Origin of the sequence: Sphingomonas sp. SUN019 (assembly GCF_024758705.1) — a bacterium.
Taxonomy (GTDB): Bacteria; Pseudomonadota; Alphaproteobacteria; order Sphingomonadales; family Sphingomonadaceae; genus Sphingomonas.
The window spans coordinates 3,543,058-3,564,787 of sequence record NZ_CP096971.1; the positions used below are offsets into that span (position 1 = coordinate 3,543,058).

General features: G+C 65.8%; 20 protein-coding genes. 19 read left to right on the forward strand and 1 reads right to left on the reverse strand.

Annotation, left to right across the window (positions count from 1 at the left end; translation table 11 throughout):
• Nucleotides 1–146 precede the first annotated feature (146 nt).
• The 17 genes from M0208_RS17105 to M0208_RS17185 all read left to right on the forward strand — a co-directional run bounded on the left by M0208_RS17105 (nucleotide 147) and on the right by M0208_RS17185 (nucleotide 17,695).
• Nucleotides 147–1,406 (forward strand): NADH-quinone oxidoreductase subunit D, encoded by a 1,260-nt coding sequence (locus tag M0208_RS17105; RefSeq protein WP_258892870.1) that lies wholly within the window; start codon nucleotides 147–149, stop codon nucleotides 1,404–1,406.
• A complete protein-coding gene (locus M0208_RS17110; protein ID WP_258892871.1) occupies nucleotides 1,403–1,687 on the forward strand; it encodes a hypothetical protein in 285 nt (94 codons plus the stop codon). The genes M0208_RS17105 and M0208_RS17110 overlap by 4 nt, the downstream gene beginning before the upstream one ends.
• Entirely contained in the window at nucleotides 1,680–2,345 is a 666-nt protein-coding gene (locus tag M0208_RS17115; protein ID WP_258892872.1) for an NAD(P)H-dependent oxidoreductase subunit E, read from the forward strand. The genes M0208_RS17110 and M0208_RS17115 overlap by 8 nt, the downstream gene beginning before the upstream one ends.
• A complete protein-coding gene (nuoF, locus tag M0208_RS17120; protein ID WP_258892873.1) occupies nucleotides 2,345–3,646 on the forward strand; it encodes an NADH-quinone oxidoreductase subunit NuoF in 1,302 nt (433 codons plus the stop codon). The genes M0208_RS17115 and nuoF overlap by 1 nt, the downstream gene beginning before the upstream one ends.
• A gap of 65 nt (nucleotides 3,647–3,711) precedes the next feature.
• Complete coding sequence (locus M0208_RS17125) at nucleotides 3,712–4,362, forward strand: hypothetical protein (protein ID WP_258892874.1); 651 nt, start codon at nucleotides 3,712–3,714, stop codon at nucleotides 4,360–4,362.
• A gap of 137 nt (nucleotides 4,363–4,499) precedes the next feature.
• Nucleotides 4,500–6,494, forward strand: a complete 1,995-nt coding sequence (gene nuoG, locus M0208_RS17130) for an NADH-quinone oxidoreductase subunit NuoG (protein ID WP_258892875.1) — start codon at nucleotides 4,500–4,502, stop codon at nucleotides 6,492–6,494.
• A 133-nt stretch (nucleotides 6,495–6,627) separates the two neighbouring features.
• Nucleotides 6,628–7,674: an NADH-quinone oxidoreductase subunit NuoH gene (gene nuoH, locus M0208_RS17135; protein ID WP_258892876.1), complete on the forward strand. Its 1,047-nt coding sequence runs from the start codon at nucleotides 6,628–6,630 to the stop codon at nucleotides 7,672–7,674.
• Nucleotides 7,675–7,676: 2 nt separating this feature from the next.
• Nucleotides 7,677–8,162 (forward strand): NADH-quinone oxidoreductase subunit NuoI, encoded by a 486-nt coding sequence (nuoI, locus tag M0208_RS17140; protein ID WP_258892877.1) that lies wholly within the window; start codon nucleotides 7,677–7,679, stop codon nucleotides 8,160–8,162.
• A gap of 10 nt (nucleotides 8,163–8,172) precedes the next feature.
• Nucleotides 8,173–8,784 carry an NADH-quinone oxidoreductase subunit J gene (locus tag M0208_RS17145; RefSeq protein WP_258892878.1) on the forward strand — a complete coding sequence of 204 codons (612 nt, stop codon included), beginning with the start codon at nucleotides 8,173–8,175 and terminating at the stop codon, nucleotides 8,782–8,784.
• Between the two features lie 8 nt (nucleotides 8,785–8,792).
• Complete coding sequence (gene nuoK, locus M0208_RS17150) at nucleotides 8,793–9,095, forward strand: NADH-quinone oxidoreductase subunit NuoK (protein ID WP_258893295.1); 303 nt, start codon at nucleotides 8,793–8,795, stop codon at nucleotides 9,093–9,095.
• A gap of 4 nt (nucleotides 9,096–9,099) precedes the next feature.
• Nucleotides 9,100–11,184, forward strand: coding sequence for an NADH-quinone oxidoreductase subunit L (gene nuoL / locus M0208_RS17155; RefSeq protein ID WP_258892879.1), 2,085 nt, complete (start codon nucleotides 9,100–9,102; stop codon nucleotides 11,182–11,184).
• Nucleotides 11,181–12,716 carry an NADH-quinone oxidoreductase subunit M gene (locus tag M0208_RS17160; RefSeq protein WP_408988117.1) on the forward strand — a complete coding sequence of 512 codons (1,536 nt, stop codon included), beginning with the start codon at nucleotides 11,181–11,183 and terminating at the stop codon, nucleotides 12,714–12,716. The genes nuoL and M0208_RS17160 overlap by 4 nt, the downstream gene beginning before the upstream one ends.
• Nucleotides 12,716–14,176, forward strand: a complete 1,461-nt coding sequence (nuoN, locus tag M0208_RS17165; protein WP_258892880.1) for an NADH-quinone oxidoreductase subunit NuoN — start codon at nucleotides 12,716–12,718, stop codon at nucleotides 14,174–14,176. The genes M0208_RS17160 and nuoN overlap by 1 nt, the downstream gene beginning before the upstream one ends.
• A gap of 2 nt (nucleotides 14,177–14,178) precedes the next feature.
• On the forward strand, nucleotides 14,179–14,883 hold the full coding sequence (locus tag M0208_RS17170) for a biotin--[acetyl-CoA-carboxylase] ligase (RefSeq protein ID WP_258893297.1): 705 nt from the start codon (nucleotides 14,179–14,181) through the stop codon (nucleotides 14,881–14,883).
• An 11-nt stretch (nucleotides 14,884–14,894) separates the two neighbouring features.
• Complete coding sequence (locus M0208_RS17175) at nucleotides 14,895–15,689, forward strand: type III pantothenate kinase (protein ID WP_258892881.1); 795 nt, start codon at nucleotides 14,895–14,897, stop codon at nucleotides 15,687–15,689.
• A 98-nt stretch (nucleotides 15,690–15,787) separates the two neighbouring features.
• Nucleotides 15,788–17,425: a ribonuclease J gene (locus M0208_RS17180; protein ID WP_258892882.1), complete on the forward strand. Its 1,638-nt coding sequence runs from the start codon at nucleotides 15,788–15,790 to the stop codon at nucleotides 17,423–17,425.
• A 6-nt stretch (nucleotides 17,426–17,431) separates the two neighbouring features.
• Nucleotides 17,432–17,695 carry a DUF1467 family protein gene (locus M0208_RS17185; protein ID WP_258892883.1) on the forward strand — a complete coding sequence of 88 codons (264 nt, stop codon included), beginning with the start codon at nucleotides 17,432–17,434 and terminating at the stop codon, nucleotides 17,693–17,695.
• Nucleotides 17,696–17,834: 139 nt separating this feature from the next.
• On the opposite strand, the gene M0208_RS17190 is transcribed toward M0208_RS17185, so the two are convergent.
• Nucleotides 17,835–20,132: a hypothetical protein gene (locus M0208_RS17190; RefSeq protein ID WP_258892884.1), complete on the reverse strand. Its 2,298-nt coding sequence runs from the start codon at nucleotides 20,130–20,132 to the stop codon at nucleotides 17,835–17,837.
• A gap of 81 nt (nucleotides 20,133–20,213) precedes the next feature.
• Here M0208_RS17190 and M0208_RS17195 point away from each other — a divergent pair, with 81 nt between their 5' ends.
• A complete protein-coding gene (locus M0208_RS17195; protein WP_258892885.1) occupies nucleotides 20,214–20,507 on the forward strand; it encodes an Hpt domain-containing protein in 294 nt (97 codons plus the stop codon).
• A 46-nt stretch (nucleotides 20,508–20,553) separates the two neighbouring features.
• Complete coding sequence (locus M0208_RS17200) at nucleotides 20,554–21,729, forward strand: hypothetical protein (RefSeq protein ID WP_258892886.1); 1,176 nt, start codon at nucleotides 20,554–20,556, stop codon at nucleotides 21,727–21,729.
• Nucleotide 21,730: the final 1 nt, after the last annotated feature.

The window sequence follows — 21,730 nt, forward strand, 5'->3', positions numbered from 1 at the left end:
TATGCTGTATCTCTTCGCCCACTTGCACCTCCCCGGCGAACGCCGGGGTCCAGTTGCGACCGCTTTGTTGGCTGGAACGTCGCTCGGTGACCTCGGCCTTGGCAACTGGGCCCCGGCCTTCGCCGGGGTGGTGTGGGGAGTTGGGCATGATTGATACGCTCCACGACACGCTGGACCCCGCGGTGGCGAAGATTCTCCACCAGACCGACGATGCGCACGACACCGTCGGCGATGTCGCGATCCAGAATTACACGATCAATTTCGGCCCGCAGCATCCCGCGGCGCACGGCGTGCTGCGGCTGGTGATGGAGCTGGACGGGGAGATCATCGAACGGATCGATCCGCACGTCGGGCTGCTCCACCGCGGCACCGAAAAGTTGATCGAATACAAGACCTACGCGCAGGCGATCCCGTATTTCGACCGGCTCGATTATTGCTCGCCGCTCTGCATGGAGCACAGCTTCGTGCTGGCGATCGAGAAACTGCTCGATCTGGAGGTGCCGGTCCGGGCGCAATATTTGCGCGTGTTCTTCGCCGAGCTGACGCGCATCTCTAACCATATGCTGAACCTCGGGTCGCATGTCATGGACGTCGGCGCGATGACGCCGAACCTGTGGCTGTTCGAAATCCGCGAAGACTGCATGAACTTCTTCGAACGTGTCAGCGGCGCGCGGATGCATTCGAACTATTTCCGGCCCGGCGGGGTGCATCAGGATGCGCCGCTGAAGCTGCTGACCGACATCGGCGACTGGCTCGACACGCGGCTGCCCCGGCTGTTCGAGGATGCGATTTCGCTGGTCGCGGACAACCGCATCTTCAAGCAGCGCAACGTCGATATCGCGACGGTCAGCCGTGATGACGCGATCCGGTGGGGCTTTTCCGGCCCCATGATCCGGGCCGCGGGCATTCCGTGGGATCTGCGCAAGTCGCAGCCGTATGACGTTTATGCGAAGATGGATTTCGACGTGCCGGTCGGCACGCGCGGCGACTGCTATGACCGCTTCATGGTGCGCGTCGAGGAGGTCCGCCAGTCGGCGCGGATCATGAAGCAGTGCCTGCGCGATATGCCCGAGGGGCCGATCGCATCGCTCGATCGCAAGGTCGTGCCGCCCAAGCGCGCCGAGATGAAGCAGTCGATGGAGGCGCTGATTCATCACTTCAAGCTGTATACCGAAGGCTATCATGTCCCCGCGGGCGAAGTGTATGTCGCGACCGAAAGTCCGAAGGGCGAGTTCGGGGTGTATCTGGTGTCGGACGGGTCGAACAAGCCGTACCGCTGCAAGATCAGGCCGACCGCGTTTTCGCATTTACAGGCGATGGATTTCATGAGCCGCGGGCATATGCTGGCGGACACGACGGCTATTCTTGGCGCGATGGATATCGTGTTCGGGGAGTGTGACCGGTGAGTGTACTCGGTTCGCTCGTTGGTTTTGTCGATCGTGACGTGGCGCGTTGGTCAGGTACGCCGCTCGCAACTTGGGGTATCGGTGTCGCTCCGTTGTTGATTTGGGCGTTAGCAATCGGCGTGCCGGCCGATGCAGAGCCCATGCACCTTTGGTTGATGATTGGGTTTGCCGGATTTTGGCTTGCGCTCGGAACGTGGCGAATGGCGCTTCACGGATGGCGAGAGTTCTGGCGTATCAGAGCATTGGGCGCTGCCGAGGCACTGGAAAAGAAGAATGGCTGACGCAATCCAAATTCCTGACGAAGCCGAAACCCGCGCCCGCTGGGGCGGATTTGCGTGGTCCGAGGACAGCCAGCGCAAGGCGAACGAGATCCTCGCGCGCTATCCGAAGGGCCGCGAGCAGTCGGCGTCGATCCCGTTCCTCGATCTGGCGCAGCGGCAGGTCGGGGCGGAGACGAATACGCAAGGGTGGCTGCCCGTGCCGGTGATCGAGTTCGTCGCGCGCGCGATCGGCGTGCCGTACATGCGCGTGTACGAGGTCGCGACCTTCTACACGATGTTCAATCTGGCCCCGGTCGGGCGCTATCACGTGCAGGTGTGCGGGACGACGCCGTGCATGCTGCGCGGGTCGGACGACGTGCTGTCGGCGTGCAAGAACCGCGGGCTGGTGAAGGGCGGAACGACCCCCGACGGCCTGTTCACGCTGACCGAGGTCGAATGCCTGGGCGCGTGCGCCAATGCGCCGATGGTGCAGATCAACGATGATAATTACGAAGACCTGGACTATGACCGGACGGTCGCGGTGCTGGAGGCGCTGGCCAACGGCGAGCGGCCCGAGCCGGGATCGACGATCGGCAGGCGGGTGAGTTGTCCGGAGGGTGGGCCGACGAGCCTGCGCGAGATGGTCGACGCGAACCATGATTACCGGGATCAGTGGTAATGCTAGCCGACAAGGACCGCATCTTCACCAACGTGTACGGGTTCCAGCCGTGGAACCTGGACGCCGCGCGCAAGCGGGGGGACTGGGACGATACGAAGGCGCTGATGCTGCGCGGGCAGGATGCGATCATCGATTGCATCAAGGCCAGCGGCCTGCGCGGGCGTGGCGGGGCGGGGTTTCCGACCGGCACGAAATGGTCGTTCATGCCCAAGGAGCCGAAGCCCGACCGGCCGAACTTCCTGGTCATCAACGCCGATGAATCCGAGCCCGGTTCGTGCAAGGACCGCGAGATCATCCGTCACGATCCGCACAAGCTGATCGAGGGCGCGCTGATCGCGGGGTTCGCGATGCGCGCGCGCGCCGCGTACATCTACATCCGCGGCGAATATATCCGTGAGGCCGAAGTGCTGTTCGCGGCGATCGCCGAGGCGTACGACGCCGGGCTGATCGGCAAGAATGCCTGCGGTTCGGGCTATGACTTCGACGTGTTCTGCCACCGCGGCGCTGGCGCGTACATCTGCGGCGAAGAAACCGCGATGCTCGAATCGCTCGAGGGCAAGAAGGGCCAGCCGCGGCTGAAGCCGCCGTTTCCGGCCGGGGCGGGGCTGTACGGCTGCCCGACGACGGTCAACAACGTCGAATCGATCGCGGTCGCGCCGACGATCCTGCGCCGCGGCGAGGACTGGTTCGCCAGCTTCGGCGCGGAGAACAACCGCGGCACGAAGCTGTTCCAGATCAGTGGCCATGTGAACAAACCCTGCGTGGTCGAGGAAGCGATGAGCATCCCGTTCCGCCAGCTGATCGACGAACATTGCGGCGGCATCCGCGGCGGGTGGGACAATCTGCTCGCGGTGATCCCCGGCGGATCGTCGGTGCCGCTGGTGCCCGCGAAGGACATCATGGACGCGCCGATGGATTTCGACGGGCTGAAGGCGGTCGGATCGGGCCTGGGCACCGCGGCGATCATCGTCATGGACAAATCGACCGACATCGTCCGCGCGATCAGCCGCATCTCGTACTTCTACAAGCACGAAAGCTGCGGCCAGTGCACCCCGTGCCGCGAGGGCACCGGATGGATGTGGCGCGTGATGGAGCGCCTGCGCACCGGCGACGCCGAGATCGGTGAGATCGATATGCTGCAGCAGGTGACGAAGCAGGTCGAGGGCCATTCGATCTGCGCGCTGGGCGACGCCGCGGCGTGGCCGATCCAAGGTTTGATCAAGCATTTCCGGCCCGAGCTGGAGCGGCGGATCACCGAGCGTGGCGGTGACCTTGCGCCGATGCAGGAGGCGGCGGAGTGAAATCCGCGGCGTTGGGTGATAACACTATCGGAAGTTCGGTCGGAATAATCGTGAAGGAGGGTGCAATGACTGTTGTGACGTTCCGTTCCCTGGCGGCGATCGCCGTCGCGATGACCGCATTGCCCGCCGCCGCGCAGATGCAAACCGAAATTCCCAAGGCGGTGGGGACGATGAGCCAGGCGCAGCAGGCGCGCCGCGCGCTGGCCACGGGTGCGCAGTGCCTGTTGCGGGAAAAGCCGAGCAACGTCCGCAGCTTCCTGAGGATGGATCCCGACAGCCGCGATGCGGCGCGGACCGCGACCTATCTGAACCGTGGCGACTGCGTCGACGGGTCGACCGGTTCGATCTCGATGCAATTCAGCGCGGCGGCGCTTCGCGGCGCGTTGTTCAAGGCGTCGTACATCAATGACTATGCAGACGCCGCGCCGCCGCTGACAAACACGCCGGTGGCTGTTCAGGGCGATGTGTCGGCGGGGCAAGATAATCCCGTGAAGCAACGCCGATTCACTGAATGTGTCATACGGCGCGATCCAGCGGCCGCACGGGCGGTGGTGTTGGCCGATACTGAAAGCGCGGCGGAACAGGCTGCGCTGATCGCGTTGCAGCCGGCGTTCGAGGCGTGCCTGTCCGAAAAAAGCGGCGACATGACCAAATCGATGTTCGCCGGGGTGCTCGCGGAAACGCTGTACCAGATGGCAGGTCCGACCGGTGGTTGAGCGGTAACCGGACCCACGACGCTTGCGCGCGGCGGCAAGCCGGGGCAAGCGCCGCGCGTCAACTGAACGAAACGCCGCGGGGGCCGCGGCGATGATGGAAAGCGACGACGCGCACGCGGGTCGTCAGGGAAGAATTGATGCCCTTAGTCAAGGTCGACGGCGTAGAGATCGAAGTCCCGCAGGGCGCGACCGTGCTGCAGGCGTGCGAGCTGGCGGGGAAGGAAATCCCGCGCTTTTGCTATCACGAACGGCTGAGCATCGCAGGCAATTGCCGGATGTGTCTGGTCGAGGTGAAGCCGGGTCCGCCGAAGCCCCAGGCGTCGTGCGCGCTGCCCGCCGCGGACAAGCAGGAGATCTTCACCAACACGCCGATGGTGAAGCACGCGCGCGAAGGGATGATGGAGTTCTTGCTCATCAACCACCCGCTCGATTGCCCGATCTGTGACCAGGGCGGCGAATGCGATCTGCAGGACCAGTCGATCGCCTACGGCCGCGGGCACACGCGTTACCTCGAGAACAAGCGCGCGGTGACCGAGAAATATATGGGGCCGATCGTGAAGACGGTGATGACGCGGTGCATCCAATGCACGCGCTGCATCCGCTTCGCCGAGGAGGTCGCGGGGGTCGAGGAGATCGGTGCGATCTATCGCGGCGAGAACATGCAGATCACGTCGTACCTCGAAGAGGCGGTGACGAGCGAATTGTCGGGCAACGTCGTCGATCTGTGCCCGGTCGGTGCGCTGACCTCGAAGCCCTATGCGTTCGAGGCGCGGCCGTGGGAGCTGAAGAAGACGCTGACGATAGACGTCATGGACGCGGTCGGCACCAACATCCGGCTCGACAGCCGCGGGCGGCAGGTGCTGCGCTGCGTGCCGCGCGTGAACGACGACGTGAACGAGGAATGGGCGACCGACAAGACGCGCCACGCGGTCGACGGGCTGGTGCGGCGGCGGCTCGACCGGCCGTTCGTGCGGCGTGACGGGCGGTTGGTCGAGGCGACGTGGGACGAGGCGTTCGCGGCGATTGCGGCGGTGGACGCAGGGTCGAGCGCTGCGGCGGTCGCGGGCGATCTGGTCGATTGCGAGACGATGTATGCGGCCAAGGCGTTGCTGGCGTCGCTCGGCTCCGATCTGCTCGAAGGGCGGCAGACCGGGATGGACTACGATACGTCCAGCCTGGCCGCGGTGAATTTCAACACGACGATCGCTGGCGTCGAGGAAGCGGACGCGATCCTGCTGGTCGGCACCAATCTGCGCTGGGAAGCGTCGCTGGTGAACACGCGGGTGCGCAAAGCGATCAAGAAGGGCGCGAAGGTCTTCGCGATCGGGCCGGAGACCGAGCTGACCTACAAGGTCGAATGGCTCGGCGACGATCTGGCGTTGTTGAACGATTTGCCCGAGGCGGTGGCTGAAGTGTTCGGCAAGGCCGAGCGGCCGGTGATGATCGTCGGCGGCGCGGCGTTGAAGGGCGGGCAGGGGGCGACGCTGGCGCTCGCCAAGACGCTGAACGTCGTTCGTGAGGGCTGGAACGGTTACAACGTCGTGCATTTCTCGGCCGCGCGGATGGGTGGGCTGATGCTCGGCTATGCGCAGAAGGCGGGAATTTCGGCGCTGCATGATGCGAAGCTGACGTTCTTCCTGGGCGCAGACGAGGCGGATTTCGGCAAGTTTGCGGGCTTCAAGGTCTATGTCGGGCATCACGGCGACAAGGGCGCAGCGGCGGCGGATGTCGTGCTGCCGGGCGCGAGCTATGCCGAGAAATCGGGGACGTGGGTCAATCTGGAGGGTCGCGTCCAGCGTGGCGAACGCGCGGTATTCCCGCCGGGCGATGCGCGCGAGGACTGGACGATCTTCCGTGCCTTGTCGGAACGGATGGAAAAGACGTTGCCTTTCGACACGATCGAACAATTGCGTAGCGCGATGGCGGCGGAGCAGCCGTTGCTGGCCGAGCCGGGGTTGAAGACGTTCGACTGGTCGCCGCCATCGCTCGATGCGAAGGCGGAGGGGGTGCTGGCAGGGTATCCGATCCAGGACTTCTACCTGACAAATGCCATCTGCCGCGCCAGCCCGACGATGCAGCGTTGTTCGGCGGAACTGCTGCACGGCGAGGAATTCGCGGAGGCAGCAGAGTGATGGCATACCTTAAATCCTGCCCTGCAAGGGGAGGTGGCGCGCAGCGTCGGAGGGGTATCACCTTCTCGATGGCGCAACACCCCTCCGTCAGCGCTTCGCGCTGCCACCTCCCCTTGCAGGGGAGGATTTGCTGGTGACCGCGTTCTTCACCTCTTACGGCATGAACTACGGCTGGGCATGGTTCCTCGCTACGATCATCGGTATCCTGGTCATCGCGCTGCCGCTGATGTTGGCGGTGGCGATGATCATTTATGCCGACCGGAAGATCTGGGCGGCGATGGCGCTGCGGCGGGGGCCGAACGTCGTCGGGCCGTTCGGGCTGCTGCAGTCGTTCGCCGACGGGTTGAAGGTGTTCCTGCAGGAAACGATCATCCCGACCGCGGCGAACCGCGGGTTGTTCCTGCTCGCGCCGATCATCACCTTCACCGTCGCGCTGATCGTGTGGGCGGTGGTGCCGTTCCAACCTGAGGTCGTACTCGCCAACATCAACGTCGGGCTGCTGTACGTGCTCGCGGCGTCGTCATTGGGCGTGTACGGGATCATCCTGGCGGGCTGGTCGTCGAACTCGAAATATCCGTTCTTCTCCGCGATCCGCGCCGCGGCGCAGATGGTCAGTTACGAGGTCGCGATCGGCTTCATCCTGATCTCGGTTGTGCTGTGGGCGGGCAGCTTCAACATGACCGCGATCGTCGAGGCGCAGCGCAGCGTGCTGAACAGCGGCATCAACGGCTTCTTCCTGAACCCGTTGCTGTTCCCGATGGCGATCATGTTCCTGATCTCGAGCCTCGCCGAAACGCAGCGCGCGCCGTTCGACCTGACCGAGGCTGAGAGCGAACTGGTCGCGGGGTATCAGACCGAATATTCGTCCATGTCGTTCGCGCTCTACTGGCTCGGCGAATATGCCAACGTCATCCTGATGTGCACGCTGAACGCGACGTTGTTCTGGGGCGGATATTTGCCCCCGATCGACTGGGCGCCGCTGTACATGGTGCCGGGCATCCTGTGGCTGTTCGCGAAGATCCTGTTCTTCTTCTTCGTGTTCAGCTGGATCAAGGCGACGGTGCCGCGGTACCGCTACGATCAGCTGATGCGGCTGGGCTGGAAGGTGTTCCTGCCAGTGTCGCTGTTCTGGGTGTTCCTCGTTTCCGGCGTGCTCATGTGGCAGCGGGTGGGATTCTAAGCATGAGTATCGCTTCGACAATCAAGGCGTTCACGCTCTGGGAGTTCGTGAAGGCGCACGCGCTGACGCTGAAGTATTTCTTCAAGGCGAAGGCGACGATCAACTATCCGTTCGAGAAGAACCCGATCTCGCCCCGTTTCCGCGGTGAACACGCGTTGCGGCGGTATCCGAACGGCGAGGAGCGGTGCATCGCGTGCAAATTGTGCGAGGCGATCTGCCCTGCACAGGCGATCACGATCGAGGCCGAGCCGCGTGACGACGGCAGCCGCCGCACGACGCGCTACGACATCGACATGACCAAGTGCATCTATTGCGGGCTGTGCGCGGAGGCGTGCCCGGTCGATGCGATCGTCGAGGGGCCGAATTTCGAATTCGCGACAGAGACGCGCGAGGAACTGATCTACGACAAGGCGAAGCTGCTCGACAACGGCGACCGCTGGGAACGCGCGATCGCGGCGAACCTTGCCGCCGATGCGGCATACCGGTAGGCGCGCCGACATGATTCAGGCGATCGCCTTTTACCTCTTCGCGTTCACTGTGATCGTGTCCGGCGCGATGACGATTTCGTCGCGCAATCCGGTGCATTCGGTGCTGTGGCTGATCCTGGCGTTCTTCAACGCCGCAGGGCTGATGGTGCTGGTCGGCGCGGAGTTCATCGCGATGCTGCTGGTCATCGTCTATGTTGGCGCGGTTGCGGTATTGTTCCTGTTCGTCGTGATGATGCTCGACGTCGATTTCGCCGAATTGCGCGCCGGGTTCGTGCGCTATGCGTGGATCGGGCTGGCGCTGGCGGTGGCGCTCGTCGCCGAGATATTCATTGCGGTCGGCGCGTGGAGTGCGGGTGGGGTCGACCTGGCACGACGCGCTGCCCCGATGCGCGACGAGGTGCCGAACATCGAGGCGATCGGGCAATTGCTCTACACGCGCTATCTGTTCGTGTTCGAGGGTGCGGGGCTGGTCCTGCTGGTCGCCATGATCGGCGCGATCGTGCTGACGCATCGCGAACGGACCGGCGTGCTGAAACAGAATATCGCGCGCCAGATCGCGCGCCGTCCGCAAGATGCGACCCGCAATGTGCGGCCTGAAATCGGTGCGGGGGTGCAGTTGTGAACGCGTCGATCGGGCTGATTCACTATCTGGTCGTTGCGGCGATCCTGTTCACGATGGGGGTGCTGGGCATCTTCCTGAACCGCAAGAACATCATCGTCATCCTCATGGCGATCGAGTTGATCCTGCTGGCGGTGAACATCAATCTGGTCGCGTTCTCGGCCGCGCTGAACGATCTGGTCGGGCAGGTCTTCGCGATGTTCGTGCTGACCGTCGCGGCGGGGGAGGCGGCGATCGGCCTCGCCATCCTGGTCATCTATTTCCGCGGTCGGGGGACGATTTCGGTCGACGATCCCAGCCGGATGAAGGGGTAATCCGTTGATCCTTTTCATCGTCTTCCTGCCGCTTCTGGCGGCGATCGTCGCTGGGCTTGGCAATCGCGCGATTGGCAACGTGCCTGCGAAGGTCATTACGACCGGCGCGCTGTTCGCGTCGTGCCTGTTGTCATGGCCGGTATTCATCGGCTTCCTGAGCGGCACGAACGCGCCGAGCGTCACGCCGGTGCTGCATTTTATCAGCTCAGGGTCATTCGACGTGTCGTGGGCGCTGAAGGTCGATGCGCTGACCGCGGTCATGCTGGTCGTCATCACCAGCGTCTCCGCGCTCGTCCACCTCTATAGCTGGGGCTATATGGAGGAAGACCCGGATCAGCCGCGGTTCTTCGCCTATCTCTCGCTGTTCACCTTCGCGATGCTGATGCTGGTGACGGCGGACAATCTGATCCAGATGTTCTTCGGCTGGGAAGGCGTCGGCCTCGCCAGTTATCTGCTGATCGGCTTCTGGTTCAGGAAACCAAGCGCCAACGCCGCGGCGATCAAGGCGTTCGTGGTGAACCGCGTCGGCGATCTCGGCTTCATGCTCGGCATCTTCGGCACCTATCTGGTGTTCGACACCGTCTCGATCCCCGAGATCCTCGCCGCCGCACCCGGCATGGCGGGCAGCACGATCGGCTTCCTCGGCTATCGTTTCGACACTATGACCGTGCTGTGCCTGCTGCTGTTCGTCGGCGCGATGGGCAAATCGGCGCAATTGGGGCTGCACACCTGGCTGCCCGATGCGATGGAGGGGCCGACGCCGGTGTCGGCTTTGATCCACGCCGCGACGATGGTCACCGCGGGCGTGTTCATGGTGTGCCGCCTGTCGCCGATGTTCGAGACGTCGCCGACTGCGCTGGCGGTGGTGACCGGCGTCGGGGCGGCGACCTGCCTGTTCGCGGCGACCGTCGGCACGACGCAGACCGACATCAAGCGTGTCATCGCTTATTCGACCTGCTCGCAGCTCGGCTATATGTTCTTCGCGGCGGGCGTCGGCGCATACGGCGCGGCGATGTTCCATCTGTTCACGCACGCATTCTTCAAGGCGTTGCTGTTCCTGGGTGCAGGATCGGTGATCCACGCGATGCACCACGAACAGGATATGCGGTTCTACGGTGGCCTGCGGAAGGAAATCCCGATCACTTTCTGGGCGATGCTGCTCGGCACGCTGGCGATCACCGGGGTCGGCATCTATGGTGTCGGCGGGTTTGCGGGCTATCATTCGAAGGATGCGATCCTCGAGGTGAGCTGGGCCGCGGGTCAGCCGGGGGCGTTCTGGGTCGGGACGTTCGCGGCGCTGCTGACGAGTTTCTATTCGTGGCGGCTGATGTTCCTGACCTTCTGGGGCAAGCCGCGCTGGGCGGCGAGCGAGCATATCCAGCACGCGCTTCACGACGCGCACGGGCACGACGATCATGGCCATGATAGTAGTGGGGAGGCGCATCACGGCGACGTGGCGCATGAGGATGCGAGCCACGCGCCGAATGCGCACGCGGCGGGCGCGGCGGAGACGCCTGCGGGGACAGGCGGCTATCATCCGCACGAGAGCCCGTGGTCGATGCTGGTGCCGCTGATCCTGCTGTCGGTTGGCGCGGTCGCGGCGGGCTTCGTGTTCCATCACTGGTTCATCGAGCCCGAGGCGGGCGAAGGCTTCTGGCGCGGGTCGATCGCGTTCCGCGAGGAATTGATGCATCACATGCATGAGGTGCCGTTGCTGGTGAAGCTGGCTGCGACGATCGCGATGGTGATCGGGTTCGCGATCGCGTGGATGGCGTATATCCGCTCGACCAATATCCCGGCGAAGTTCACCGCGACGTTCGACGTGCTGTACGATTTCGTGCATCACAAATGGTATTTCGACGAGCTGTACCATCTGCTGTTCGTCCGTCCCGCCTTCGCGATCGGACGTCTGCTCTGGCACAAGGGTGACGAGAGGACGATCGACCGGTTCGGGCCGAACGGCTCGGCGTGGCTGGTGCAGATGGGCAGCCGCGCGGCGGGCAAGCTCCAGACCGGATATGTCTATACCTATGCCTTCGTCATGCTGATCGGACTGACCGCCGCGGTAACCTGGGTGATCGCGTCGTGAGTTTCCCGATCCTTTCCGTCATGCTCGCGGTACCCGCGATTGCCGCGGTCGCGTGCCTATTCCTGTCTGCGCCCTCCGCACGCTGGCTGGCGCTGGCGGCGACGCTGGTCGACCTCGCGCTCGGCGTGATCCTGTGGACCAGCTACGACATCGGCGGCGCGCAGTGGCAGTTCGTCGAATATGCGCCGCTGTTCGGGCGGTTCGGCTGGGCGCTGGGCATCGACGGGTTTGCGCTGCTGCTCATCATGCTCAGCGTGTTCCTGATGCCGATCTGCATCGGCGCATCGTGGGCCGCGATCGAAAAGCGCGTGCCCGAATATATGGCCGCGTTCCTGCTGACCGAGGTGCTGATGATCGGCACCTTTGCGGCGCAGGATCTGTTCCTGTTCTACATCTTCTTCGAAGCCGGGCTGATCCCGATGTATCTGATCATCGGCATCTGGGGCGGGCAGAACCGGATCTACGCGAGCTACAAGTTCTTCCTCTACACCCTGCTCGGCTCGCTGCTGATGTTTATCGCGATGCTCTACATGAGCATCGAAGCGGGCACGACGAGCATCCCCGCGCTGATGGCGTATGATTTCCCGGCCAGCGTGCAGACATGGCTGTGGCTGGCGTTCTTCGCGTCGTTCGCGGTGAAGATGCCGATGTGGCCGGTCCACACCTGGCTGCCGGACGCGCACGTGCAGGCCCCGACCGCCGGGTCGGTGATCCTGGCGGGGGTGTTGCTGAAGCTGGGCGGCTACGGCTTCCTGCGTTTCAGCCTGCCGATGTTTCCCGAGGCGTCGGCGCAGTTCGTGTGGCTGGTGTTTGGCCTGTCGGCGGTGGCGGTGATCTACACCAGTCTGGTCGCGCTGGTGCAATCGGACATGAAGAAGCTGATCGCTTATTCGTCGGTCGCGCACATGGCGATCGTGACGATCGGGCTGTTCGCGTTCAACCAGCAGGGCATCGAAGGCGCGATGCTGGTGATGCTCGGCCACGGGCTCGTGTCGGGCGCGTTGTTCCTGTGCGTCGGCGTGATCTACGACCGGTTGCATACCCGTGAGATCAGCCGTTACGGCGGGCTGGCGATCAACATGCCGCGCTACGCGTTACTCTTCATGTTGTTCACGATGGCTTCGGTCGGCTTGCCGGGGACGAGCAATTTCCCCGGCGAGATCCTGGCGCTGATGGGCACGTATCAGGTCTCGACCACGATCACCTTGCTGTGCACGACCGGCATCATCCTGGGTGCGGCATATATGCTGTACCTCTATCGCCGCGTCGTATTCGGCGAGATCAAATCGGAGGACGTGCGTGCGATGACCGATCTGTCGCGGCGTGAAGTCTGGCTGCTCGCGCCGATCGCGGCGGTGGTGCTGTGGATGGGCGTCTATCCCGAAAGCTTCCTCGCGCCGATGCGCAAGGATACGCAGACGCTGCTGGCGCGGATCGGTCGCGCGAAGCCTGCGGGGGATTCCTTGCCGACCGCCGGAAGCGGGGTCGTCCCCGCCGCGCCCGCTGAAACCGCGCATGGGGGCGCGCACTAATGGATTACGCAGCGCAGATCGCGATGACCCTGCCAGAGGTTGTGCTGACACTCGGCGCACTGGCGTTGATGCTGGTCGCTGCCTGGGGCGGAACCGCGTCGACGAAGGCGGTGTCGTGGACCGCGGTCGCAGTGCTGCTCGGCGCGTGCCTGTCGCTGATCGGCCCGGCCTCGACCGGCGGCGACGCGTTCGACGGCCTGTACCGCGCCGACGCCTTCGCCGGGTTCGCCAAGGTGCTGATCTACATCGCGTCCGCGGTGGCGATCGTGATGGCGCCGGGGTTCTTCAAACGCACCGCGGGCGACGACCTGCGGCCCGAATATCCGGTGCTGATCCTGCTGTCGGCGTGCGGCATGGGGATCATGGTGTCGGCGGCGGATATGCTGACGCTGTATGTCGGGCTCGAGTTGCAGAGCCTTGCCGCCTACGTGCTGGCCAGCTTCATGCGGCGCGATTCGCGCTCGGCCGAGGCGGGGTTGAAGTATTTCGTGCTGGGCGCGCTGGCGAGCGGCATCCTGCTGTACGGCATCAGCCTGGTGTATGGGTTCACCGGCTCTACGTTGTTCAACGAAATCGCCGGGGCATATGCCGCCGCGCCGATGACAGGTGATGCGAAGTCGCTCGGCCTGCTGTTCGGGCTGGTGTTCGTGTTCGCAGGAATCGCGTTCAAGATCAGCGCGGTGCCGTTCCATATGTGGACGCCCGACGTCTACGAAGGCGCGCCGACCCCGGTCACCGCGTTCTTCGCCTCGGCCCCGAAGGTCGCGGCGATGGGTCTCGCCGTGCGCGTGGCGGTCGAGGCGATGGGACCGGCCGACGATCAGTGGCGGCAGATCGTGATCTTCGCCGCACTCGCCTCGATCGTGCTCGGCGCGGTCGCGGCGATCGGGCAGTCGAACATCAAGCGCCTGCTGGCCTATTCCAGCATCAACAATGTCGGCTTCGCGCTGATCGGCCTCGCCGCTGGCACGCCCGAGGGCGTCGCGGCGGTGATGACGTATATGGCGATCTATGTCGCGATGACGCTCGGGTCGTTCCTGGTCGTGCTCCAGATGCGCGGCGAGGACGGTCAGCCGGTCGAGACGATCGAGAGCCTGTCGGGTCTGTCGCGGTCGCGGCCGGGGCTGGCGGCGGCGCTGGCCATCTTCATGTTCTCGCTCGCGGGCATCCCGCCGCTGTTCGGCTTCTACGCCAAGTTCGCGGTATTCTACGCCGCGGTCGAGGCGGGGCTGTTCCCGCTGGCGGTGATCGGCATCGCGGCGTCGGTGATCGGGGCCTATTACTACCTGCGCATCGTGAAGACGATGTACTTCGACGAACCCGCCGCGGCGTTCGCACCGACCGACAAGGTCGAAGGCGGGCTGATCGCGGTGGCGGCGGTGCTGGTGTCGCCGCTCGGTTATCTGGCGATCCCCGCGCTGGCGCTGTGGACCAACGCGGCGGCGGCGTCGCTGTTCTGACCGTGATCCGGACCGTCGCGGAGACGGGGTCGACCAACGCCGATCTCCTGCTGCTGGCGCGCAGCGGGGCCGACGACGGCCTGTGGCTGCGCGCCGAGCGGCAAACCGCGGGGCGCGGGCGGCAGGGCAGGGCGTGGGATTCACCGGAAGGAAATTTGTACGCCAGCACGTTGGTGCGGTTACGGCCGGGCGATCCGCCACCGGCGACACTGGCGCTGGTCGCGGCGGTGACGCTGGAGGAGGTGGTTCGCCTGCTCCTGCCGACACCCCGCGGGCTGGTGCTGAAATGGCCGAACGACCTGTTGCTCGATGGCGCGAAGCTGTCCGGCATCCTGCTCGAACGCGCCGACGATGCGATCGTGATCGGGTTCGGGGTCAACATCGCGCATCATCCCGATCTGCCCGATCGCGTCACGACCAGCTTGGCCGAACAGGGCGTTGCGGTGACGCCTGCCGAGTTCGTCACGCGGCTGGCGGAGATGTTCGCCGCGTGGCTGCACCATTGGCGGCACGACGGCCTGTCCCCGATCGTCGCGCGCTGGACCGAGCGCGCGCATCCGCCGGGCACCCCGCTGATCGCGCGATTGCCCGATGGCGAAGCGGTCGAGGGGACGTTCGACACGCTCGCCGCCGACGGGGCGCTGGTGCTGCGCTTGGCGGACGGCGGCGTCCGTGTCATTCACGCCGCCGACGTGTTTCTGGTCTGAAAGGTCCGCTTATGCTGCTCGCGATCGATGCCGGAAACACGAATGTCGTCTTCGCGCTGGTGGCCAATGAGAATGGGGGCCGCGAGATCAAGGCGCGGTGGCGCATCGCGACCGATCCGCGCCGCACCGCGGACGAATATGCGGTGTGGCTCAGCCAGCTGCTGAGCCTGGAGGGCTATGACCGTAGCCAGGTCGACGGGGTCATCGTATCCACCGTCGTCCCGCGCGCGCAGCACAATCTGGAGGTGCTGGCGTCGAAATATTTCAAGACCGACGCGCTGATCGCGGGCAAGCCGCCGGTGGAATGGGGCGTCGCGATCGACGTCGACGAACCCGCGTCGCTGGGCGCGGACCGCGCGGTCAACACGATCGCGGCGCACGCGCTACACGACGGCGACCTGATCGTGATCGATTTCGGCACCGCGACGACGTTCGACCTGTCCGACTATAACGGCGCGTACAAGGGCGGGATCATCGCGCCGGGAATCAACCTGTCGCTCGACGCGCTGGTTGCCGCCGCGGCGAAACTGCCACGGATCGCGATCGAGGCGCCCGCAAGCCTGTCGGTGATCGGCCGCAACACGGTCGATCAAATGAACATCGGCATCTATTGGGGCTATATCGGGATGATCGAAGGGCTGGTCGGCCGGATGAAGGCCGAGGTCGGACGCCCCGTCAAAGTCATCGCAACCGGCGGACTCGCCACGCTTTTCGAACAACATACCAACGTATTCGATACGATCGAACCCGATCTGACGATCCAGGGACTGGCGATCATGTGGGAACGCGCCCATATCACGCCGTAAGTATCGCCCGCCGCGCGCGGCGCGTCCCAGATAAATGAAGCGCCGCATGATGCGGCATGGGCCTCGGCATACGCCGCGGCGACGAAGCTAGGAATATAATGACTCCCAAGAACGAACTACTTTTCTGCGCCCTTGGCGGCTCGGGCGAGATCGGCATGAACGTCAACCTCTACGGCACCCAGGGAAAGTGGGTGATGGTGGACATGGGCGTGACCTTTGCCGACCACGCCTATCCGGGCATCGATCTGGTGCTGCCCGACCTGGCCTTCATCGAGGAACGCCGCGACGATCTGGTCGGGATCGTCATCACGCACGGGCATGAGGATCATATCGGCGCGCTGCCGTATCTGGCCGAAGACCTTGGCGTGCCGCTGTACTGCACGCCGTTCACCGCCGGGCTGATCCGGGGGAAGCTGGACGAAGAGCGTATCGCCGATCGCGTCCAGATCAAGGTCATGAAGCCGCGCGCGCCGTTCAAGGTGGGGCCATTCGGGTTCGAATTCGTGCCGATGGCGCATTCGATCCCCGAAGCGAACGCGCTGATCATCGACACGCCGCATGGCCGCGTGTTTCACACCGGCGACTGGAAGCTCGACTCCGCGCCGGTCATCGGTTCGCCCGCGACCGGCGAGCAATTGGCGGCGATCGGCGAGAAGGGGATCGATTTCCTCGTCTGCGATTCGACCAACACGTTCAACGCCGAGGCGTCCGGCTCCGAGGCCGAGGTCCGGCTTGGCCTGTCGCAGACCGTCGCCAAGGCCAAGGGCCGCGTGCTGGTGACGACGTTCGCGTCGAATGCGGCGCGGCTGCACACATTGGGCGAGGTCGCGAAAGAAACGGGGCGCAAGCTGTGCGTCGCGGGGCGGTCGCTCGACCGGATCATCCGCGTGGCGCAGGCGACCGGCTATCTGAAGGGTCTGCCCGACACGATCGATGCGGAAACCGCGATGCGGCTGCCGCGCGACAAGGTGCTGATCGTGGCGACCGGCGGGCAGGGCGAGGCGCGTGCGGCGCTGTCGCGCGTTGCCGAGGGATCGCATCCGATCAAGCTGGACGCGGGCGACACCGTGATCTTCTCGTCCAAGCAGATTCCGGGCAACGAAGTCGCGATCGGCCGCATCCAGAACATTCTGGCTGGACGCGGCGTGGAGATGGTCACCGAGAAGCAGGCGCATGTCCACGTGTCCGGCCATCCCGGGCGCCCCGAACTGGCCGCGCTATATGGCTGGATGAAGCCCGAGGTGCTGATCCCGGTGCACGGCGAGATGCGGCATCTGATGGAGCAGGCGCGGTTCGCGCTGTCGCAGGGCGTGCCGCGCGCGCTGGTGCAGACCAATGGCGATATCGTGCGGCTCGCGCCCGGCGCGCCGCAGAAGGTCGGCAACGCCGCAATCGGGCGGCTGGTGCTGGACGGCGATGTGATCCTGCCCGCCGACGGCACGACGATCAACGAACGCCGCCGGCTGGGGCTGCACGGGATGATCGCCGTCGCGGTCGCGGTCGGGCGTGATGGGCGGCTGGCGGGCAATCCGCAGGTGCGCGTGCAGGGCGTGCCGGTCGAAGAAGACCGCGAACCGTTCGTCGCCGATGCCGAAGAGGCCGCGAGCGAGGCGGCGCGCAAGAACGCGCGCAATCTCGACCGGATGCGCGAGGACATCCGCCTGGCGGTACGCCGCGTCGCGACGCGCTGGACCGGCAAGAAGCCCGTCGTCGACGTGCTGATCGTCGAGGTCTGAGCGGCCATGCGCTGGACATCGATGCTGGCGATATATTTGCTGTTCTGGGCGTTTTCGGTGTTCCTGGTCCTGCCCTTCGGGGTTCGGACCAGCGCCGAGGCGGGTGCGGCTCTGGTGCCGGGCCAAGCCGAAAGCGCGCCGCATGAGTTCAGCGTGAAGCGGATCGCGGTGCGGGTGACCATGGTGGCGACGGCGTTGTTCGCGTTGTTCTATGCGAACTATGTGTTCGGGTGGGTGACGCCGCAGACGTTTTCGGCGTTGATGCCCTGATCTAAATTCCTCCCCGGAACGGGGAGGGGGACCATGCGCAGCATGGTGGAGGGGTAGCCACAAGCGACGGAATTGCTTGGCTGCCCCTCCGTCCGCGCTGCGCGCTGCCACCTCCCCGTTCCGGGGAGGAATTACTGAATCACCGCAGCCGCTCGATCGCCTGCGCCAGCGCGACGTAGAGCTTGCCCATATCCGACGACAGCAACGTTACGCCCAGCGACGACCCGTCGCGCTGGATCAGGATCGTGCGCAGCATCGCCTCGAAATCGTGGATGTAGCGGTTCACCTGATCGCGGAAGCCGGGGTCGCTGTCGTACAGGTCGCCGATCTCGCGCGCTTCGGTGGCCTCCAATAGACGCACCGCGCGGCGCGTGAAGACGCCGCGATCGCCCTTCAGATACGCCGCCCATGCGCTGTCGGCGACTTCCGGGCCGAAGCTGCGCGTGATGTCGATCGCGGCGGAGTTCATCGCCTCTATCAGCAGCGTCGAGCGGCGGGCGAAGCTGTCCTGTTCGCCTTCCTCGCGTTCGGCGCGCGCGAGGTCGATGCGCGTGTCGAGCAATGCGGCGGCGTCGTCGATCGTGCGAATCTGGCGATCGAGCCGGTCGGCAGCGCGCGACGCCGCGCCGACCGCGGTTTCGGCGACGGTCGCAATCTGCGCGATCTGCTGGTCCAGCCCGTCCTCCACCGCGCGCGCGAGTGCCGCGGACCCGGAGCGTTCGAGCGCCTCGGCGGCTTCGGGGATGACCCGCGCCAGCGTGTCGCGCGCGTGTTCCGCGGCCGCGGTCGCGGTGTCGCGGACGCGCATCAGCACCTCGATCAGGCGCGGCGCGGCTTCGTCGGCGAAGCGATTGGCGCGTTCGGCCGCCTCGTCGACCATCACGCCCATCGCGTCCGCCTTGGTGCGGCCGCTGGTCAGCGCGTTGAGCAAGGTCGCGGTCAGCGTGTCGACGTTGCGGCGCTGATCCGCGATGACCTGCGCGATCGCCTCGATCGCGTCATGCGTGCTTTCGGCGGCGGTGACGAGCGCGAGCAGTTCGGGCTTCGCCGACACGACGATCGCCTTGGATGCGGCGACGCGGCCATCCAGCCGGTCGATCGCGGCGGGCATCGTCTCGTCGATCTCGCGCGCCGCGGCGTCGAGCGCCAGCAGCAGCGTTTCGGTGGTGGCGATCGTCTTGGTCGCCATCGTGTCACCGGCCTGCAGCGCCAGCGTCATCGCGTCGGCCGACCCGCCGAGCGCGCTGATCGAAGCGGCGAGCATCTGCGATCGTTCGACGCCCTGCGCGTGAAGCGCCTCGATCCGCTGTTCGACGCGGCCCAGCCCGCCTTCGAGGTCGGACACCAGACCGTCGCCTGCGACACGCTGCGTATCCAGCCGCTTGGCGATCCGGTCGATGACGATTTCGATGATCGCGATCCGTTCGGCGAGCGATTCGGCGCTTTCGCGCGCGGCGGTGTCGAGCGCGGCCTGGTTCGCTCCGACCATCGCCAGCATCGCATCGCCCTGCGCGGCGATGCCACGACGCGATTCGTCGACCGCATCGGCGGTGCGATTGAGCAGCGCGTCGACCGACCGCGCCATGTCCGCGGTGACCGATTCGAGCCGAGCGCCCGCGGTTTCGCTGGTCGATTCCATCTTCGCCATGTGCGCGGCAAGCTTCTGCGCCGCGCCGCCCGCGACCGCTTCCGCCTCGCGACCACGTTCGGTCAGCGCGACGATCTGCGCGTCGAGCGCCGAGACGTGCTGGCTGGCGGCAAGGCCGGTGCGGTCGAGCAGCATCGACAGCGCTTCGGTGTCAGTCTGCGCGCGCGGCATCGTCGACAGCAGCACCGACAGCGCGTTCTGCGCAGTCTCCGCCGCCTGCGCCAGCGAGCGCGCGTGGACGTCGGCCTGATCGATCTCCTCCGACAGACCACGGCCGACCTGGGTCAGTTTCGCGGTCGCGCCGTCGCCGAGCGAGCCTAGCATCCGCGACTGTTCGGTCAGCCGTTCGAGATTGGCGTCGAGCGTTTGCGTCAGCACCGCGACGGTCGCCTCCAGCGCGACAGCTTCTTCGCGCATGGCGCGTGCGGTGGTCGCAAAACGCTGTGCCTCCGCGGTGCTGCTGCGGAGCAGGACCAGCCAGACGATGCCCGCCAGCGCCGGGATGGTCGCGAGCGCGGCGGCGAATTGCGCGAGCGCCAGCGGCGGCATCGTGCCGAGCGATCCGCGCGCGAGCCACAGCAACCCCAGCACCCACGCCGCCGACAGCGCGACGAGCAGGATCGGTCCGGCCATCCGCCACGGCGACGGCGCGACGTAACCATCGCCGTAGTCGCCATGATCCGGCGTTTCGGACACGAATCCCTCCTGCGCCTCCACCGCTGCTGGTTGTTGCGTTTCCACCGCATCGGCCTCGGCCGCGCGGATCCCGACGATCGTTCCCCCATTCATATCCAAGGTGTAACAGGTTTCGCGCCCCGAAAAACCCGCCCAGGCAACGCGCGGTTAACGTTTTCGACGTACCGTTAAGAAATGGCCTATGATCCGGGAGCTATCGACGCGACGCTGGCCGCAGCCGTGGGCGACGAGCCCGGGCTGATCGCCGAATTGCGTGAAGCCTTCACTGATTCGGCGCAGCGCGCGCTGATCGCGCTCGAATCGGCGAACGGGGCGGACGACTGGCGCGCCGCGGCGTGGCGGCTGAAAGGGCTGGCGGCGAGCTTCGGCGCGGTCCGCCTGATGTCGCTGGCGACAGAGGCCGCGACGGGGCCTTCGCGCGATGCGGTCATGTTGCGCAAGCTGAAGCGCGCGGTGGCGCGGCTTTAGCGTTCATCCCTTTGCCATTGGCGGGATCGCGCCCTAACAGCGCGTCATGCTCGCAGGGTTGATCTTCGCCGTTCAGGATGCCGATGACCGTCCCGGGACGCTGGCCGCGACGCTGCCGTTCGCGGGGCTGACGGTGATCGAATATCAGGCGCGACTGCTGATCGACGCAGGCGCGTCGCAGATCGTCGTCGTCGTCGCGCGGCTGACCCCCGAACTGCTGGGCGCAGTGGCGCGGATCGGGCGGCGCGGGGTGACGGTCGATACCGTGCGCACCGCGGCCGAGGCGGCGGCGAAGCTTCACCCGCTCGCGCGGCTGTTGATGCTCGCCGACGGGCTGGTCACGACCGAGCCGGTGATCGCGCCGCTGTCGGGCGAGGGCCGCGATACGTTGCTGGTGGTGTCGGACGAGGATGTTTCGGGCGGGTTCGAGCGGATCGGCGGCGGCTGGTTGTGGGCAGGCGCGGCGCGGCTCGATGCACGCCGTCTGGGCGAGGTGGCGGCGATGCCGCGCGATTACGACGTCCAATCGGCGTTGCTCCACGCCGCGGCGCAGGCGGGCGCGGTGCATCTGCCGCTGTCCGATGGCGAAGCGCGCGCCGGGCACGGGATCGAACGGCGTGGTGCGGCGCTCGACGAGCGCAGCCGTGCGGTGATGGCGGCGACGATCGCGGCGCGGCCGGGGTGGTTCGATCGCTGGGTCGTCCGGCCGCTCGCGCGGATCGTATTGCCGCACGCGCTGCGCCGCACGGTGCCCGGAGCAGCGGTGGCGGCGGGGGCGGGCGCGCTTGCGCTGTCGGGCTGGATCGGGATCGCGGCGAGTTACGAGACATTGGGGCTGGCGCTGACGCTGGCCGGAGTGACGCTCGCCAGTCTCGGGTCGGCCTATGCCTGGCTGCGCGACGAGGCGGGCGTGTCGCGCGCGCTGACGATCGGCGCGTCGGTCGCGCCCGCGGTGGCGGCGCTGCTGCTGGGACGCGCGGTGGACCTGACCGCCGGGGGCGCGACCGCGGAAGTGATCGCGGTCGCGCTGGTCGCCGTCGGTGCGATGGGCGAACGCGCGATGAAGGGCCTGGCGCGCCCGATCTGGTGGGGCAGTCCGCCCGGTTACCTGATCATCGTCACGCTGCTGACCCTGCTCGGCGCGCCGACGCTGGGGCTGTCGATCGCCGCGCTCTATGCGACCGCGACCTTGGCGGCGGCGATCGAAGCGTTGAAACGCTGAG